An 18189-nucleotide genomic window follows, 5' to 3' on the forward strand; every position below is an offset into this window, starting at 1 on the left:
TGGAACTAACGAAACCCAACACCAATCAGTAGGGTGGGCAATGCCCACCCTACAAGATGTAACATCTGCTTTTTAAATTGGTCTTAGTTTTGAGTTCTAGTTAGCGAAATCCGTATCAACTCGGAAGAGAATAAATTAGCGTTACAAAACACTAAGAAAAGGAATTTATTATGCTAAAAAAGAAGAAGTAATCTTAACCCAATTAATTATTTTAGTTAGAGGTCAAACCAATTTATGCCACCCCGTCCTCCCCGTGTTTTGCGCCGACTCTGGCGTAGCTTGCAAGAGTTAGTTAGAGTCGTGATGCAGAAACTAAAACGCTTATTTATTATATTACTTCCCATAAATAAAAATAGTCAACTGAAAAAAGGCTTTGTTCTTCCCACAGCAACCCTCGTTTTATTAGTCGTTAGTTTATTAGTGGGAGCGTTAATTGTTCGGACCGGACAAGAAGCGGAACAAGCAATTAGTCAACAAGCGCAACAAGAAATTTATAACGCAGCGACTCCAGCTATTGAAAGAGCAAAAGCTAAAATTGAGTTTCTCTTCCGAAAAGATAACCGTTTTCCAGCAGGGATTCCCTCAGAAGAATTTCTCAATAGCATGATGCTAAATAATGGGGGAATTGATAGCGATGGCGATGCGATCGACATTCAGATCACAGCCCAAGACCCCGATCGTTACACATTGAGTGACGAAGATCGCTTGACGATTGCCAATGATAGTAGCGCAGAAAACGCTTGGCGATATCGCACCGACACTGATGGTGACGGCGTTGATGACAGTACCGTCAGCTATTCGATTACGATCCTCAGTGAAACTGATGATGGGAGTGGAACAACGGTAAACATTAATAACTCAGAGTCAGACAAAGCAAATAACTTAGTGGTGCGATCGGGTCCAGTTAGCGCTGGAGCAACCAGCGACGCTCAAACTTGTGAAGACTTGGCGAGTTTAGACGCTTCTGAGGGGTGGTACACCGTAACGGGTTCAACCGTAAGGAAAAACTTTCAGATCAACGCCGTCGTCACCAACGATAATGAAGCAAACAAAGCCGTTAGCACCTTAGAAGTCCAACAAGATCGTGATCTCAGCACAGGAAATAAATGGGGAGCATGGTTTCGCTATGACCTAGAGTTTACCCCAGGTTCAAATTTTAACTGGAATGGGGCAATGTTTACCGCCGGGTCTTTATTAGTTAATAATAGTGGTACCAAGACAACACGCCTCCGTTTAGTCAGTTCCCCATCATCTTGTTTATATACCAAACAGGCTTCTCAAATCACAATGGCGGAAGAAGAAGACCCCGATACAGGACAAACCACGTTTCAGGGTCAAGTGATGCGAGTTGACACTGACAGAGATGAGTGGGAGAGAAACGACGACGATCGCGTGTTAGTTGATCTGTTTCCAGGTCCCAACCAAAGACCACAGAATACAGGGTCTAACCCTCCCTATGAAACATTTGAACTACCGATGCACGACGATAACCCAAACTCAGGGGGACCAGAAGACTCTGTTATTGATAGTGATGTTGTTCGCCCCTCGCAGTATATGTTAGACCCAGTGTTGCTCATCAGTGAAAACACATCCCAAGCTCGTTATGAAGACGATCCCACGAATACCGCAGTTCGGAATGAAGATTGGGAAGATAACCCTTTAAGCACCCGCATCTTTAACCAAAATGCCAACCAACCTTTTGTGGATGATACCTATCGCGCAGATAACCGTTGGGGTCCCAAGCCTCAATATAATAATAATCCTGATTATCAAGTAACCGCAGCGAACAACGGGACAGAAATCACAGGACAAGAAGGGCTAACAAAAATGCCCACTATAGCTGATCCAAACGTGGCAGGGTTAGATGGTTATTGGGAACGACGAGCAAATGTGGAAGGAATGCGAATCATTGTCGGGGAAAGTTTCCAACTGGGACTCCCTCCTGGTGCGAGTCCATCCAATGAAGTTACAAACGCCAAAATTGCTTACATTGAATTTGAAAATCATACTCTCCCTTCCGGAAACGACAAAATTAACTTTCAACCTAGTGGTTTTAGCACTCCTTCAGGATTTAAAGCGGATACAGGAGAGGCTTATGGAGATAGAGGAGGAGGCGATAAGTATGGTTGGCTCGATAGTGATGGGAATCCCTCTGCTAATGGTGAAACCCGCGATCGCGGCGGTAGTCCTCCCGAAAAGGTCACTCTTAACCACATGGATTTAGGCGACAGTAACCTCCAATGGCAAGTAGAAGTCCCTAATGGCACTTATGAATTGAAAATCGTCATGGGAGATGATGATTACACAAACCAAGACAATAGTATTGCTTTAGAACCTTTTGTTCCTCCTGGTGATACGCCACCTGCCGTTCAAGCGGGTGCAGTTTATCATTGGGATGGTTATCAAGATGAACCGGCGACTTGTATCGCACTAGCAGGACATCCAGGAGTTAGCGAAAGTACCCAATTTGATAATGTTACTGTTGGCGGTACAGACTACTTAGAAACGGATTTCCTCAATCGTAAGGGAAGTAATGGTTGGGAGTTTCCTTTCTATGCCAATTTCAGCACAGAAATTGATAACTCAACTAGCATTCTTCGCCAATCCTTGTCTAATCTCGCTCATTATGCAGGTGATCCTGATGGGGCATTTCCGCCAACCCAAGATGATGGTTCAAACTCTGACGCGGTTACTCATCCTTATCCTCAACTCACTAAGTCGGGAAACTTCTCTAACCTGCGTCGCGCTATCTCAGAACTGGATGCAACGGGGACAAATTATGCCGATTTAAGTTTGGCGGATCAAACGACATTACAAACAGCAACTTGTACTCTGGGAATGTTAGCCTACAATGTTGATTTGGTAGAAAGAGTATATGATGCAATTCCTGATAACGGAGGTGCTGGTTTAAATGCCCTTGGGGTACAAATTAGTCAACTAATAGACGGTGACATAACAAATGGAGAAATGGGGGGCGACCCAGATAACTTATGTGAGTCAGGAGATAGTTTTGGAGATGATGGCTGTCCTCCTGAAGACCCATATAGCGTTACTGATCCAACCAGTCCTAATCACTTTTCCAATTACTATACGCAGTTTACCTCTCAAGAATGGATAAATGTTATTGAAGCAAATAACCTACTGGGAGCAGATACGGCACAAGCAACAGAAAGGGCAGAACAAATTACTCGTTTTCGACAAATTGAGCGTGATCGGACTTTAGGTTTTGCAGAAGGTATTGGTGTTCCCAATTCAGGAGGAAGTTCTGATTACGATGCGGATAATACTCAGTTTGCGATTGGCTTTGATGATGGTAATTTTGTCAGTGGTCAAACCTTTAATGGAATCGAGTGTGATCCTACTACTTATGCTACAAGTGGCGGAAATTCAGCAAGAGCGCAATTCGGTTTAGCCGTTGGATTTTGTTCAGCAGGTCAACCAAAATACCCTTGGCTGTTTTATTTATTCCCAGTCATAGACCACGATCATAACGGTGATTCTAGTGATGGGAATGAACAACCGACCTCAGAACCTTACATCAGTGATACCTATATCTTTGATGACAGTATGGCTGGTACTCCTGGCGGTGTTAATGGAGACTACACCTATCAAGCGATTTCTGCTACTGATATTGCCAGTTTGGCTCTAACTCCCAGAGATGCAGATAGCTTTGTTCTTCCCACTACAACCAGTGACACGGGAACTGGAAACCGCATTTTCAAACCAGATGGGAATCCTCTATTCGTTCCCTTCATGGATAAAGCCATTTATGACGATCGAGAAAAAATGGATGTCCGTCTCCTTGATATTGACCTGGATCTGTTACGCAGTAATACAACGGGGAATACTAATGATGACTATTGGCTGCCCACCAGTTCCAGCGACAGAGATGCAGGTGTTGTTTATGCGTTCCGTGAAGATGCGGTTCGTGAAGATGCTATTGCTCGACCCTTTAACAACGATTGGGCGACTTGTGGTAACGAAAGTATGTTAACTGGGCTTGATCTGACCACAGGAAATGTGCTTTCCAACTTAAGCACCAGCGATACTTGTCGGATGCAACCCAGTATTCCCCAAGACCCGCCATTGAATGACGAAACGGGAGTGAGTGCCAAACCTGTAGATGGTTATGCTGACCCCGATCGCCGTCCCTATGGTTTCCGCTTGAAAAATGGTTCTGATCTCAGCCGTTCTAACAGCGATAGCACGGGTTTGTCGTTCATTACAGACCAGCCCGTTTACATCCAAGGTGACTTTAATAAACATACGCAGGAAGAATTTACAGACACCTCGTCATCTTTCTATGATCGCTCGACCCTTAACACTAACTTTGCTACTGCAGCAGGGGAAACTTGGCGATCTTCAGAAATCATCGCCGATGGCATTACCCTCCTCTCGGAAGGGCTTACGGATCAAGCAACCACGGATCAAGTGAGTCCCAGTCCCAGTGACGACATCGAGGTTAATTCTATCCTAGTCAGTGCTATCATCCCTTCGCAGCCCAAAAAATATAATGGTGGGATTCACAACTTCCCCCGCTTCCTAGAAGATTGGGAAGGAACAGGAGGAACAGTGAAAATTCGAGGCTCGTTTATTCAGCTTAATTTTAGTAAGTATGCCACAGGCTCTTTCGATCAAGACAATCTCGATTCTGAATCACCTCAAAACTTGAGTGCAGGCGCAAATCTTCCTCACTATAGCCCTCCCACCCGTAACTGGGGATATGATGTGGGGTTACAGTATGTTTCCGCTGCTCCTGTGGCGGAACGTTTTGTGAGTAGCGAAAGCCCTCGCACCGAAACCTATCGCGAACTCCCTGCTGATGATCCCTATATTCAAAACTTACTCGACGGAACTGTCGTTTCTACTCCCTAGCGTGAGGTAAGACTTATGAATCAACTCCCTGTTTCCCAAACAATCAGGGGGGTTTCCCACTCCCAAAAGGGATTAACCCTCCTCGAAGTTACCGTTACGATTGTCATGCTCAGTGTGATTTTGATGGCAATGGCGCCCCCTTTATTAATTTCTGCAGCGACTCGCGTTAAATTACGACGCGCCTCCCAAGCTCGACTGTTGGCACAAGAAGAAGTAAATCGCGTACAGGGAATTATGATGCGATCGCGCGATCAAAGTCTCCCCGCTAATGCCAATATTCCACCGATTAGCAATGCTTCCAATCTTGCGGAAACTGCTGTTCCCACGACAATTGTTGATACTTATCCCAGTAGTGTGACAGAAGCACAAGCAGTGGATGTGGATCAAGATGGTGCAAATGATTTCTTTGTACAAGTCTTTCGAGAACAAGGGGCGCTCTTTGCCGCCGGACCAGCGCCATGTGAACCCGCAGTTTTTAGGATGGGAGTTCGCGTTTACTCCATCCTTGCTGAAGATAATTTAAATTCAAATTCAGACAGTTTAGAGAAGGAACAAATTTCCTTACAATTTACCAACGGCTTACAAGGACAAACCACTAACCCCATGGGAGCTTTCCAAGCGGAAGTTAGTCGCAACGATCGAGAATTTTCTCTAGAGGCTTACGAAGACTATTTAGCTGGAAGCGGTGTTCCTGCGGCTTGTACATCTCAATAATTCTGATTTTTGTTTCTTATCTTCCCAGATTGCTCTCAACTTCACTCAATCACGAACCATGAAGACTTTTCTCCATAAATTTCTCACTCATTTGAATCAGAAAAAAAATCGTCTTCCTTTCTCATTAGGTTTTACCCTTATCGAATTATTAATCGCTACTGTCATGTCCAGTATTGTGATTTCTAGTTTGCTCTATTTAATGCTCAATGTGATGCAAACCAATGCCAAAGAAACCGCTCGCAAAGATACCCTTCAAGAGATGCAAGTAGCACTAAATTTTATGACCAATGACTTGAGAGAAGCGGTTTATGTTTACACAGGAGAGGAATTAGACGATCGAGGGATTGATACTCCCAATGATGGTCTTAAAGACATTATGAATCTTCCTAACTCTGGAAACTTAGAACCAATTTTAGTGTTTTGGAAACTAGAAGATGCTCCCTATCAGAGTAGTGATAGTTTTCCCAGTGATTGTAGTGCGGCTAGTGTTGAGGCTTCTGAACGCACTTGTGATCAGCTAAAAATTTCTCGGCGAACTTATACCTTAGTTGCTTATTTACAGGATAGTGATCCGACAGATACTTGGCAAGGAGAATCAGTGATTTATCGTTATCAGTTAAGAAAGTACAACAGTAATCCTTTTAATACTCTTGAAAAAAAACCTGAATATATTGATCCTGTAAAAGAAAGTAGTTTTGCCAGTTGGCCCTATGATGATACTGGTAGTCTTCCAAACAGTGGTAGTTATACGCTTACTGTTAATCGTGGAAGTGTTGGTGATGGCGGCAAAAGTGATGCTTTAGTCGATTTTGTCGATCGACACGACAACAGCAATTTCAGCGCAACTGATGTTAGTTGTCCCACCGGTTATCAACGCACGCCATCAGATGCGAGTGTTTCCAACAGTTTTTATGCTTGTGTGGAAGATGTTTCTGGACAAAAAACTGTTACCGTTTATTTACGAGGAAACCCAGACGGACGAGCTAATGTTAATTTTGCTGATGGTTTTACCCCTCTTCCCACTCTTCAATCTAGTGTCGTTTTAAGAGGAGCAAATCAAGATTAATTAGTAAAAAGATGCTGACTTTTAAATCTAAAAAAATGACAAATAATCCTGCAATATGTTCACTTTCTTCAGAAGGGTTCACACTTCTAGAAGTAATAACAATTACTATTATTTTCGGTATTTTAGCGGCAGTTGCTGTCCCCAGTTGGCTCGGTTTAATCCAAGTTCAACGTCTCAATACAGCTAAAAGTGAACTCTTTCAAGAAATGCGAATTGCTCAACAAAAAGCGAAAGCAGAAAGAAATAGATGGCAAGTCACTTTTAGAGAAGAAAATAATATTCTTCAGTGGCGAACCGATGCGAGTTCTAGTAATAATATTTGTGACCAGACAACGGGTTGGAAAAGTCTCGATTCTGGAGTGACTCTCGATGAAGATAACATGACTTTTCGTTCTCTTGATGATTGTTGGCGAGTCCAGTTTGACGATCGAGGAAGGGCGATCGGCGCAGATGGTTTTTATACGGGAAGAATTACCCTTGAGGCTCAAAATATTAACGAGAAAAGATGTATTTATATCTCAACGTTTTTAGGAGCAATGAGAGAAGATAAAAATCAGGAATGTGAATAATAAAAGAGCCAAAACGTAGGTTGGGTGGAGGTAACGAAACCCCACATCAACCAGTGACCAGCCAAAACGTAGGTTGGGTGGAGGTAACGAAACCCAACATCAACCAGTGACCAGTTACCAGTAGTTCTGAAACTTACCACCGAACCTACTTTTGCTCTGCATTGGTGTTGGGTTACATTTCATTCCACCCAACCTACTTTTGCTGGGAGACGTTCCATGGAACGTCTCTACATTGGTCACTGGTTACTGATTAGAAAGAACCCCCCACAAAATTAAACCGCCAAAAATCACTCGATACCAAACAAAAACCCAAGTATTTTGTTTTTGCAGAAAATTGATTAACCAAACTACAGATAAATAAGAAAAAATAAAAGTGGTGATTGTGCCGATAATAATGGGTATAGTCTCCTCACTATTCCATCCCGCTTCCAATACATCCGTTAATTCTACTAATCCCGCAAGAATGATCGTCGGAATGCCCATTAATAAGGCGAAACGAGCGGCGGTGGGACGTTCTAGCCCCATGAACAAGCCAGCAGTGATCGTGATGCCCGATCGGGACGTTCCTGGAATTAAAGCTAACGCCTGAGCCATTCCCATAAAAATCGCATCAATGGGTTTCAGTTCAGTTTCACCGCGCGATCGGTTTCCCACCGACTCTGCTACTCCCAAAAGTAAACCAATAACAATGGAAGTAACAGCAATGGTAGTCATACTACGGAGAGGAGAATCATCAGTAACAAACAGTTTCCAGAAGACTCCACAGATTAAAATCGGAATTGTCCCCAATAAAATCGCAACCGTGAGACGGAGATCAGAATTTTGATAATTTTTCTTTTTGATTCCCTGTAATGTTCCTCCTGTTAATTGTGCTAACTCGGCTCGAAAATACCAAATAATCGCGGCGATACTCCCTAAATGCACCACCGCCGAGAAAGTAATCCCAGGATCACCCCAACCTAAAACCACAGGTACAACTTTTAAGTGGGCGCTACTACTAATGGGAAGAAACTCTGTAATTCCCTGCACTATTCCCAGCCCGATCGCCTGTAACCAATTAATTGTCGTAGAATGATCAATATCGGTGGTTTGTGCAGAAGCAGTGGGAATCACTAAACAGGAAACAAATCCCAAAAAGAAATAAAATAATAGAGTTAACAATTTATTCATTATTAATTATTTATTCGTTATTGATTCACCATCAATGGGCTTACCGATTATTTATCATCCTGATTATGTCACACCCTTACCGCCTGGACATCGTTTCCCGATGGCAAAATTTGGCTTACTCTACGAAATTTTGTTAGCCGATGGCATTATTGAACCGCAACAAGTCCATCAACCTGAAATCGCGCCGCGAGAGTGGCTAGAGTTGGTTCATACTTCCGAATATGTGGAAGACTATTGCAACGGTACATTAGACTCAAAAGCACAGCGACGCATTGGACTGCCTTGGAGTGAACAGTTAGCCCATCGCACTTGTTTAGCAGTTGGTGGCACAATTTTAACAGCAAAACTGGCTCTAGAACAGGGGTTAGCTTGTAATACCGCCGGCGGCACTCATCACGCTTTTCCCGACTATGGCGCTGGGTTTTGTATTTTTAATGATTTAGCGATCGCCCCATCAGTAATGCTAAATTTAGGCTTAGTGGAAAAGATTTTGATTGTTGATCTCGATGTGCACCAAGGAGACGGTACGGCTTTTATTTTTCAGGATGATCCCCGTGTGTTTACGTTTTCTATGCACTGTGGCGATAATTTTCCAGGGAGAAAACAAAAAAGTGATTTAGATATCCCTTTACCCCAAGGGTTAGATGATGATGGCTATTTGCAGATTTTGGCGAAACAGTTGCCGCAGGTGTTAGATGCCGTGAAACCTGATTTAGTGTTTTATGATGCTGGGGTTGATCCTCATGTGGACGATCGATTAGGAAAATTGGCGTTGAGCGATCGAGGGATTTATCGGCGCGATCGAGCAGTTTTAAGCACCTGTCTAGCAGAAAATTACCCCACCGCTTGCGTCATTGGCGGTGGCTATAGCGAAGACTTAACCGTATTAGCCCAACGACATAGTTTATTACATCGAGCAGCGGCTACAGTTTTTGAGCAGTATTTTGGCAAAAACTAACACCATTTTGGAAAAGTAGGGTGGGCAAGGCAAACCGGTTTGCCTTGCCCACCCTACAAAATGTAACTATTTAGTTATTAGGATGCGAGACGGGACTTATTCAACAATAATCTTTCCGTTCATACCTGCGCCACGATGGGGCTGACAGTAGTAGCTATATTCTCCTTTCGGAGCATCTTCAGGGAAAGTTACGGTATGAGTTTGTCCAGCACCAGATAACAATTTGTTTTTACTGAGATCACTTGCAAGAGCTTTCGCCGCCGAGGGAACGCCGTTGCTATCAAAAACAACATTGTGAGGAGCGAGTTTATTCATTACAAATTCCACAGTATCTCCGGGATGGATAGTGAGTTTTTCAGGAACATATTTGAGTTGTCCCGTATCAGAACCCATTTTAACCTGATAGGTTCCTCCACCAGCCGCACTGGTTTCTTCCTCAACATCAGCAGCCGCTACTTCCTCAGCTTCCTCAGCCGGTTCTGGGGTTTCATCAGCAGTTGCTGCTTCCTCAGTCGGTTCTGCTGTTTTTTCGGTTTGAGCAGTTTCTTCAGTGGGAGCAGTTTGAGCATCTGGGCTTTTTGCTTCACTAGCGCCACCACAGCCACTGACGAGAAGGGTTACTGCTAATAAAAGTGTGAAAAGAGTTTGAATTGGTTTCATAGTTTTGAAATCACCTATATTTTGAGGATACTGAGATTGGAATCAATGTTAAGAGAGGTCAACCTACTATTTTAAGTTAAACCAACCTCGATTTTAATTACAAATTTTATTTAACAACAACATTCCCATTCATACCAGCACCGCGATGAGGCTGACAGTAATAGCTGTATTCCCCTGCTGGAGTATCTTCAGGGAAATTTACGGTATAGCTTTGTCCAGGAGAAAATAAAAGTTTCTTGGCACTTAAAGAAGTGGCTAAAGACTTAGCACCACTGGGAACATTGCTGAGGCAAGAGGCTTGCATGCAAAAGGCAATCAGTTTCCCAACAGCAAGCCCTAGGAAATAGGGAATAGGGAACAGTTAATTCCCCCAAACTTGGGGGTTAGGGGGCGAAGGGATTTAAGCGATCGAAACTTTACCAAAACTTAACTCATTAGTAATCATAAGTTTAACTAAAAAGACTAAGGTAACAGGGCATAGGTGAGTGAAAATAGTTGAGCAACAGCACTTAAACAACTTTCCTTTTGACTGATTTAGACTTGAGAGCAAGCCCCCCTACCCAAAAAACGGATGAGTAGTAACCAAAGTGAAATGCAACCCCTAGAGAGTCCTTGGCAACGAAATTTGTCTCAAACCTTTGCCATTGAAACTTGGTTTAAAAGGGGATTTGCCATTCTGGGTTCAATTCCGATTTTAATTACCCTCTCCATTATTGTTATCTTTCTTTTAGAGACCCTTCTATTTTTCCAAGAAGTTCCCCTCATTCAATTTTTAACGGATACGGAATGGACGGCTTGGTTTTCTGGTCCCAATGCCCAATATGGGATTTTCGTCTTGGCAAGTGCGACGTTTATGGTGAGCGCGATCGCAATTATCACCGCAATTATACTAGGGGTATTAGGTGCAGTTTATATCGCGGAATATGCAAGCCCTACGTTTCGCCGTTTCCTCAAACCAGCATTGGAAGCGCTAAGTGGGATTCCCACAATCGTCTTTGGTTATTTTGCCCTTTTATTTGTTACTCCCTTCCTCCAAACCTTTATCCCCGAACTCGCCGCATTTAACTCCCTCAGCGCGGGAATTATCGTCGGGATTCTAATTACACCAACTATTTCTTCTTTGAGTGAAGAAGCACTAAGGAATGTTCCCGATGAAATCAGAGATGGTGCTTCTGCTTTAGGTTTTACGAAAAGTGAAACCATTATCAAAATTTTAATCCCCGCCGCTTTTCCAGGTATTGTCGCAGCGATTACCCTAGCCTTATCACGAGCATTGGGAGAAACCATGATTGTGGCGACAGCTGCGGGTCAAAATCCGAATTTGACGCTTAATCCTTTTGTTCCAGTGTCAACCATGACCGCTTTTATTATTCAAGTCAGTTTGGGAACACTGGAGTTTGGTTCGACGGTGTTCAAAGCGGTTTTTACAGTAGGAACAGTTTTATTTTTGATTACCCTCGCACTCAATACCTTCGGAAATTGGTTAACCCGTCGTAGTGAAAAAGAAATTTCTGGAATCTTGAGTCCAGAATCATTAGAACCAGAAACTGAAACTCGCACAGCGCAAGAAGAAATCGAGTTTACTAAAACTTTAGGGGAACGAACGAAAAATATGCGATCGCAGCTGTCGCCCCAACCTTATCGTTTATGGCGAGAGGACGGATTTCGTTTACTCTCTTTGGTGGCGGCTTTCACAGGAATTGTCGTTTTACTGGTGCTGTTTTTTGATCTCGCACAGCGTGGCTTCCCGATCGATTGGCAATTCTTAAGCAGTTTTGCCTCCCGAAAAGCAGAACAATCAGGAATTTTAGCTCCTCTGATGGGAACAATCTGGTTATTTTTACTCACGGCAATTTTGATGATTCCAGTTGGGGTGGGAGCAGCGATTTATTTAGAAGAATATTATCCCGACAATTGGTTAGCGCGGATCATTGAAATTAATATTGCCAACCTCGCAGCCGTCCCTTCAATTATTTATGGATTACTGGGTTTAGAATTATTTGTGCGTTTCCTCAAACCAGTGACTGCGGGTCCGACGATTCTCGCTGCTGGGTTGACTTTAGCAGTGATTGTGTTACCAACGTTGATTATTACCAGTCGATCGGCGCTACGGGATGTTTCCCAAGAAATCCGCCAAGGCGGATCAGCAGTGGGGATGACAAAAGGACAAATGCTTTTCTATTTAGTGATTCCAGCAGCTTTACCGGGATTAGTCACTGGGATTTTGCTGGCGTTATCTCGATCGGTGGGGGAAACCGCCGCTTTAATTGCTGTGGGAGCAGCGGCTGCGGTTCGTTTTCTTCCTGACTTAACCAGTCAATATACAGCGTTACCCGTACAAATCTTTTATTGGTTACAACAGCCAGATACAGAAGTACAGAATAATGCGGCTTCAGCAACCATTGTTTTAATTGTGATGGTTTTATCTCTAAATATTGCCGCAGTAATCTTAAGAGATTTTTATCGTCGTCAATCGAACTAATTAAACAGACTAAAAATTAAATGGGTAAAAGTTATGCAATCTTCATCACGTCAAAAACAGAAAGATATTGTTTTACAAACCACTGATGTTTCCGTTTATTATGGCGGACAGTGTGCGTTAAAAGAGGTTAATTTAGAGATTCCTCGACATGAGGTAGTTGGTTTCATTGGCCCTTCGGGTTGCGGAAAAAGTACCCTTTTACGGAGCTTTAATCGCTTGAATGATTTGGTAAAAGGGGCTAAGGTGACAGGGTTAATCACCTTAAATGGAAAGAATATTAATGATGATGCGGTTAATCCTGTAGAGTTGCGACAACAGATTGGGATGGTGTTTCAACGTCCAAACCCTTTTCCGAAGTCGATTTATGACAATATCGCAGTGGGATTAAAGGTGAATGGCTATCGCGGCGATAAGGATGAGTTGGTGGAATACTCTCTCCGTCAGGTAGGATTATGGGATGAGGTGAAGGATCGTTTAAAGAAGAATGCGCTCACCCTTTCAGGAGGACAACAACAGCGACTCTGTATTGCTCGCGCGATCGCCCTTCAACCAGAAATCATTTTAATGGATGAACCCTGTTCGTCTCTTGATCCGATTTCTACCGCTCGCATTGAAGAGTTAATCCGCGAACTCCAAAAAAATTACACGCTGATTGTCGTCACGCACAACTTAAAACAAGCATCATTGATCTGCGATCGAGTTGCGTTTTTTGATCTGGAGGGAGAGGAAACAAAAGTCGGTCATCTCATCGAGTACGATCGAACCGAGATTATTTTCCAACGTCCCAGTCAAATCGCCACTCAAGAATATGTCAGCGGAAGACGGATGCGCCCTCAATTGTGATTTTTGTCAAGTAGTAGGGTGGGCAAGGGAGCAATGGGAGACAAGGGAGCAATGGGAGCAATGGGAGACAAGGGAGACAAGGGGGACAAGGGAGACAAGGGAGACAAGGGAGACAAGGGAGCAATGGGAGACAAGGGAGCGATTTTTCTCCCCCATCTCCCCCATCTTCCCCATCTTCCCCATCTCCCCCATCACCCCCATCTCCCCCATCTTCCCCATCTTCCCCATCTCCCCCATCTCCCCCATCTCCCCCATCTTCCCCATCTTGATCTTTCCCAAAAGGACGATCGCGCGATCGCCCTCGCTAACCGAAAGTATTAATTATTAGGTTTGATAAATTCCCCCATTAAGTGACCGAAGGAATTAACCCCATTTTCTCCAGGATGATAGCCATGAGTTTGATTATCGGAGTGATAAGCCATTGCCATCATTTGATAATCATTATTTTTTGGTACTTCAATCACAGTCGCTGCGTTACCATTGCGATCGGCTCTCACATCATTATAAGGAAGACCGCCCGCCGGGCCTGCGGTATTGCTTCCCCCTTCCTCTTTCATCCACCAAACCGTATAAAGTCCATGAGGCACTAAACCACTTGCTTCCACCTTCAGAGTATAGGAATCATCACTAATATCAGTGATCATAACATCGCCTTGAGCATTCATCCATTGCCGTTCGCTAAACCCATCTGGAATCCCACTCATCCCAATCGCTTTTAGATTACCAGAAGTTTGAGCGAGGAGAGTCTCTTGGCTTTGGCTAACTGCTGTGTTTCCATTGGGAGAGAAAGCACTTCTGGCTTCACTAGCAAACCCAAGACTAATTCCGCCAATGCTTGCGGTTGCTATCAGAGCAATCAGTGATTTTTTCAGGTTAGAATTTTGTTGGTTAATCATTGTAATTTCTAAATTAGTTAATGTGGGATTTATTGCGTCAGTATCTAGAATCATTCATTTACATGAGAAACTCCTGAATCGGCTCTGAGAATAATCTCAATTTATTGATAACCAACCAATGACAACGGTTTTTAAACCTTTTAATTATGCTAAAAATTTTCTTACTCTTATTCGTCTTTATCAATTTAGTCGCTTGTGGTACAGTCTCCCAAGCGCAAGCACAAGAGCGATTATTTCCTAAAGTTTCTGTTGATTTCCTCGATCGATATCGACTGCCAAAACAAACCTTTAAACAAACCCCAGTCGGGGGATTATCAGGATTAACCTATAATCAAAGAGACAATTTATTTTATGCTATTTCTGACGATCGAAGCCAGTATGCACCAGCAAGATTTTACACCCTTGATCTTAACTTTAAGGAAACCAAAATTGAAAATATAACCGTCAAAGACGTTACCTTTTTTAAAACCGAAACTGGAGACTTCTTCCCAAAAGGAGAAATTGATAGCGAAGGAATTGCTTTCGCACCTGGAAACACCGTTTTTATTTCCAGTGAAGGAGATACCAAGAAAAACATTAATCCTTTTGTCAGTCGTTTTGATATCAGTACAGGAAAACGAAAACAAAATCTTCCTTTACCGCAACGTTTCTTATTACCAGAAACCGCAGAAGAATCAGCAAAAGGAGTTAGAAACAATCTTGGCTTTGAATCTTTAACCCTTAATCCCAGTGGGGTTTTGAGTCCTGAAGGCGATCCCTTTCGTGTCTTTACCGCCACAGAATCTTCTCTAACTCAAGACAAATTACCTCCTGAATCTGAACAACAAACACGAGTACGTTTTTTACATTATGTAGTTAATCCCATTGGACAACCTCTCCCGATTGCTGAACATCTTTATCTCTTAGATGAACCGCCATTAGGAACAATTAAAACTGGTTTAACGGAAATGTTAGCAATCAAACCAGAAGGATATTTCTTAAGTTTAGAAAGGTCTTATGGTTTATCAGGATATACAGCAAAACTGTTTTTAGTAACCGTTGGTAACGCCACCGATACTTCGGGAGTCGATACATTTAATGTTAACCTTGGTAATTTGCAACCTTTACGCAAAAAATTACTGTTTGATTTTTCTACTTTGAATTTTGATATCTATAATTTAGAAGGATTAGCAGTGGGTACGCGTTTATCAGATGGGAGTCAAAGTTTATTGGTGATTAGTGATGACAATTTTAATGAAAAAGAAGTCACTCAAGTTTTATTATTTCGTTTGATTAGTTAATATTTTTGGTGGAGTGATCCCCCCTAACCCCCCTTACAAAAGGGGGGAAAAGAAGGGATTACAAAAGGGGGGAAAAGAAGGGATAAACCCCCTAACAAAAAGTAGGTTGGGTAGAGACGTTCCATGGAACGTCTCTACGCGAAACCCAACACCAATCATAAGCAATTACCCGAACCTGATTTAACCCACCTTTGAAAGGAATAATCCCCTCCCAGCCTTGGAAAGGGGGGAAAAGAATGAGGTGGTATGTAGTGCAAATTCATTAAAATGATCTAATTATTTGAAAATTGATAGATATGTCTAACTGGGAAATTTTACCGCAAACTAAACTTCCGCAAGAGTTTCTTAACGCTGTGGAAACCTATCATCCTCAATATGGAAAATATATCGCCCAATTATTATGGCAACGTGGCATTTATAATCTAGAAAGTTTAAAGGAATTTATCGATCCTGATGCTTATTCTCCTACTTCTGGTTTCGAGGGTTTTGGACAGCAAATGAAATTAGCGATTCAACGGTTAAAACAAGGGTGGGAAAAAGAGGAAAAAGTTACGATTTGGGGAGACTTTGATGCGGATGGAGTGACAGCAACCAGTGTTTTGTGGGAAGGATTGAAGCCATTTTTTAACCAAACATTATCTTATTATATCCCCGATCGGTTAAAAGAATCTCATGGTTTAAATGAACAAGGTTTAAGACAATTAGCAGCAGCAGGAGTTACCTTAGTTATTACTTGTGATACAGGAAGCACCAACTTAGAAGAAATTAAAATTGCTAAAACATTAGGCATTGATATCATTATTACCGATCATCATACCCTCCCTTTAGAAGACCCAGAATTTGTCGCTATTCTTAACCCAAAATACTTGGCGGATCATCATCCTCTCTATCACTTGTCAGGGGTAGGCGTTGCTTATAAATTAGTAGAATCTCTTTATGAATCTTTCCCTAATTTTGTTGAACAACCAGCAGAAAATTTGTTAGATTTAGTTGCGATCGGGCTAATTGCAGATTTAGTCGAATTACGAGGAGACTGTCGCTATTTAGCGCAAAAAGGAATTAAAAAGTTAGCACAACAACGATCGAATCCCACTCGTCCAGGCGTAGCAAAGTTACTAGAATTATGTAAAAAAAGCGGCGATCGACCGATGGATATTTCTTTCGGAATCGGACCTCGAATTAATGCGATTAGTCGCATTCAAGGAGACGCGAGTTTTGCGGTAGAATTATTAACCAGTAAAGCGGAAAAAACTTGTCAAGAATTGGCGCAAAAAACTGAGATGGCAAATAGTCGCCGTAAACAGCTACAAAAGGAAACAGAAAAAGCAGTTAAACAGCGTATAAAAGACTTAGATTTATCAACGACAGGAGTGATTGTTTTAGCCGATTCTCAATGGCAACCAGGGGTTTTAGGATTAGTTGCGGGACAAATTGCTCAAGAATATGCGCGTCCCACAATTCTATTGTCGATTGATTTTTCCTCAGAAGAAGAAGTTAATTTTGCTCGTGGATCAGCGCGATCGGTGCAGAAGATTGATCTCTATGAATTGCTTCGATCGCAACAGCATTTATTACATCGGTTTGGGGGACATCCCTTTGCGGCTGGGTTGAGTATGAAAGTAGAAAATATTGCTATTTTTCGAGAAGCAATTAATCAAAAATTTCGTCGTCAATATCAGTCATTATCATTAGAACCTAGCCTAAATATTGACTTAACCGTAACGGTTGCGGAATTAGGACAAGACTTATTTCAAGCCCTAAAATTACTCGAACCCTATGGAATGGGAAACCCACTCCCTCGCCTATTGATAAAAAACGGTTGGTTTACCCAAGTTTGGAATAAAAACATTCAGGATTTTACTGGAAAACAAGTTAAGTATATTCGGACAACATTTTACTTATGCGATCGAACGAATCCAGACGGTTTTCCGGGGATGTGGTGGGGACATTATAAAGAGGAATTACCAGAAGATACTTATTTTGATGCGGTGGTAGAATTAGATTTTAATACCTATGAAAAACGCTATGAAGTGCGGTTAGTAGAAATCAAACCCAGTCGCGAACAAACCAGTGATCAAAACCGAGAGAGTGAGGAGGCTTTTCTGTTAGATTATCGAGGGGAAAATCCCGACTCGATCGAGCATTATCTTTCTAAACAGCCATCAGTCTTAAATGTCGAAACTTGTCCGCGTCATTGGGAAGAACTAAAGCAAAGTGTCCAATCTGGAATTAAAGAAAATTGCCCGATCGCGCTCACTTATTCAGGGTTTGAAAATGTTTCTGCAAAAGAAACCTGGAAACAATTGTTAGGAATTGCCAAATATCTCGATCGCACAGGTGAAATGGTTAGTCTAGAAAAGCTACAAAACAAATTACAGTTAAGTAAATCCGTCTTAAAAATAGGTCTAAAAGCACTGGTTAGTATTGGGTTTGATATCAAGGGAGAAGAAAGCATAACCATCTCTAAAACCACACTTCCTAATGATATAGAATCAGAAGCAGTGACGAACTTTTTAGCAGCAATACAAGAAGAAAAATTCCGTTGTCAGTATTTTTCCGAAGTTCCCTTAGAAACGATTCGCATTGTTGGGATAAACCAATGAAACCTTTAAACATAAATCGCGATCGGGAAGCGAAAAAATTAAATCGTCTTGAGGTCGAAAAAATGTAATAATA

The 18189-nt window shown here is 42.3% G+C and carries 15 protein-coding genes; 10 read left to right on the top strand and 5 right to left on the bottom strand.

All coding sequences use genetic code 11. The features are described from left to right. The first annotated feature begins 234 nt into the window (after positions 1-234). Genes hpsA through DACSA_RS15295 form a run of 4 tightly spaced genes read left to right on the top strand, consistent with a single transcriptional unit; the run spans position 235 to position 7224 of the window. Complete coding sequence (gene hpsA / locus DACSA_RS15280; protein ID WP_015230614.1) at positions 235-4875, top strand: hormogonium polysaccharide biosynthesis protein HpsA; 4641 nt, start codon at positions 235-237, stop codon at positions 4873-4875. 15 nt (positions 4876-4890) lie between these two features. Continuing rightward, positions 4891-5589 carry a type IV pilus modification PilV family protein gene (locus tag DACSA_RS15285; RefSeq protein WP_015230615.1) on the top strand — a complete coding sequence of 233 codons (699 nt, stop codon included), beginning with the start codon at positions 4891-4893 and terminating at the stop codon, positions 5587-5589. A 58-nt stretch (positions 5590-5647) separates the two neighbouring features. Continuing rightward, positions 5648-6655: a prepilin-type N-terminal cleavage/methylation domain-containing protein gene (locus DACSA_RS15290; protein WP_015230616.1), complete on the top strand. Its 1008-nt coding sequence runs from the start codon at positions 5648-5650 to the stop codon at positions 6653-6655. An 11-nt stretch (positions 6656-6666) separates the two neighbouring features. Next, a complete protein-coding gene (locus tag DACSA_RS15295) occupies positions 6667-7224 on the top strand; it encodes a pilus assembly FimT family protein (RefSeq protein ID WP_051017337.1) in 558 nt (185 codons plus the stop codon). 243 nt (positions 7225-7467) lie between these two features. On the opposite strand, the gene DACSA_RS15300 is transcribed toward DACSA_RS15295, so the two are convergent. Then, positions 7468-8394: an undecaprenyl-diphosphate phosphatase gene (locus tag DACSA_RS15300; RefSeq protein WP_015230618.1), complete on the bottom strand. Its 927-nt coding sequence runs from the start codon at positions 8392-8394 to the stop codon at positions 7468-7470. Between the two features lie 34 nt (positions 8395-8428). On the opposite strand from DACSA_RS15300, the gene DACSA_RS15305 reads away from it, so the two are divergent. Beyond that, positions 8429-9352, top strand: a complete 924-nt coding sequence (locus DACSA_RS15305; RefSeq protein ID WP_015230619.1) for a histone deacetylase family protein — start codon at positions 8429-8431, stop codon at positions 9350-9352. Positions 9353-9448: 96 nt separating this feature from the next. On the opposite strand, the gene petE is transcribed toward DACSA_RS15305, so the two are convergent. Continuing rightward, a complete protein-coding gene (gene petE, locus DACSA_RS15310) occupies positions 9449-10012 on the bottom strand; it encodes a plastocyanin (RefSeq protein WP_015230620.1) in 564 nt (187 codons plus the stop codon). 106 nt (positions 10013-10118) lie between these two features. Next, positions 10119-10316, bottom strand: a complete 198-nt coding sequence (locus DACSA_RS15315; RefSeq protein ID WP_198007582.1) for a plastocyanin/azurin family copper-binding protein — start codon at positions 10314-10316, stop codon at positions 10119-10121. A 267-nt stretch (positions 10317-10583) separates the two neighbouring features. Here DACSA_RS15315 and pstC point away from each other — a divergent pair, with 267 nt between their 5' ends. Both pstC and pstB read left to right on the top strand, forming a co-directional pair. Then, positions 10584-12494, top strand: a complete 1911-nt coding sequence (pstC, locus tag DACSA_RS15320) for a phosphate ABC transporter permease subunit PstC (protein WP_015230621.1) — start codon at positions 10584-10586, stop codon at positions 12492-12494. Positions 12495-12527: 33 nt separating this feature from the next. Next, a complete protein-coding gene (gene pstB, locus DACSA_RS15325) occupies positions 12528-13337 on the top strand; it encodes a phosphate ABC transporter ATP-binding protein PstB (RefSeq protein ID WP_015230622.1) in 810 nt (269 codons plus the stop codon). On the opposite strand, the gene DACSA_RS20980 is transcribed toward pstB, so the two are convergent. Then, on the bottom strand, positions 13328-13471 hold the full coding sequence (locus tag DACSA_RS20980) for a hypothetical protein (RefSeq protein ID WP_156800816.1): 144 nt from the start codon (positions 13469-13471) through the stop codon (positions 13328-13330). The genes pstB and DACSA_RS20980 overlap by 10 nt on opposite strands. On the opposite strand from DACSA_RS20980, the gene DACSA_RS22290 reads away from it, so the two are divergent. Beyond that, positions 13461-13658, top strand: coding sequence for a hypothetical protein (locus DACSA_RS22290; protein WP_156800817.1), 198 nt, complete (start codon positions 13461-13463; stop codon positions 13656-13658). The genes DACSA_RS20980 and DACSA_RS22290 overlap by 11 nt on opposite strands. Here the strand turns inward: DACSA_RS22290 and DACSA_RS15335 are convergent. After that, positions 13655-14233, bottom strand: a complete 579-nt coding sequence (locus DACSA_RS15335; RefSeq protein WP_198007583.1) for a hypothetical protein — start codon at positions 14231-14233, stop codon at positions 13655-13657. The genes DACSA_RS22290 and DACSA_RS15335 overlap by 4 nt on opposite strands. Positions 14234-14379: 146 nt before the next feature. Here DACSA_RS15335 and DACSA_RS15340 point away from each other — a divergent pair, with 146 nt between their 5' ends. Together DACSA_RS15340 and recJ are read left to right on the top strand one after the other, a co-directional pair. Next, the gene (locus tag DACSA_RS15340; protein WP_015230625.1) at positions 14380-15513 is read left to right on the top strand and encodes an esterase-like activity of phytase family protein; all 1134 of its coding nucleotides are present in this window, start codon (positions 14380-14382) and stop codon (positions 15511-15513) included. 296 nt (positions 15514-15809) lie between these two features. Further along, complete coding sequence (gene recJ, locus DACSA_RS15345) at positions 15810-18116, top strand: single-stranded-DNA-specific exonuclease RecJ (protein ID WP_015230626.1); 2307 nt, start codon at positions 15810-15812, stop codon at positions 18114-18116. The last annotated feature ends 73 nt before the right edge of the window (positions 18117-18189 follow it).

It is taken from the genome of Dactylococcopsis salina PCC 8305 (assembly GCF_000317615.1).
GTDB lineage: Bacteria > Cyanobacteriota > Cyanobacteriia > Cyanobacteriales > Rubidibacteraceae > Halothece > Halothece salina.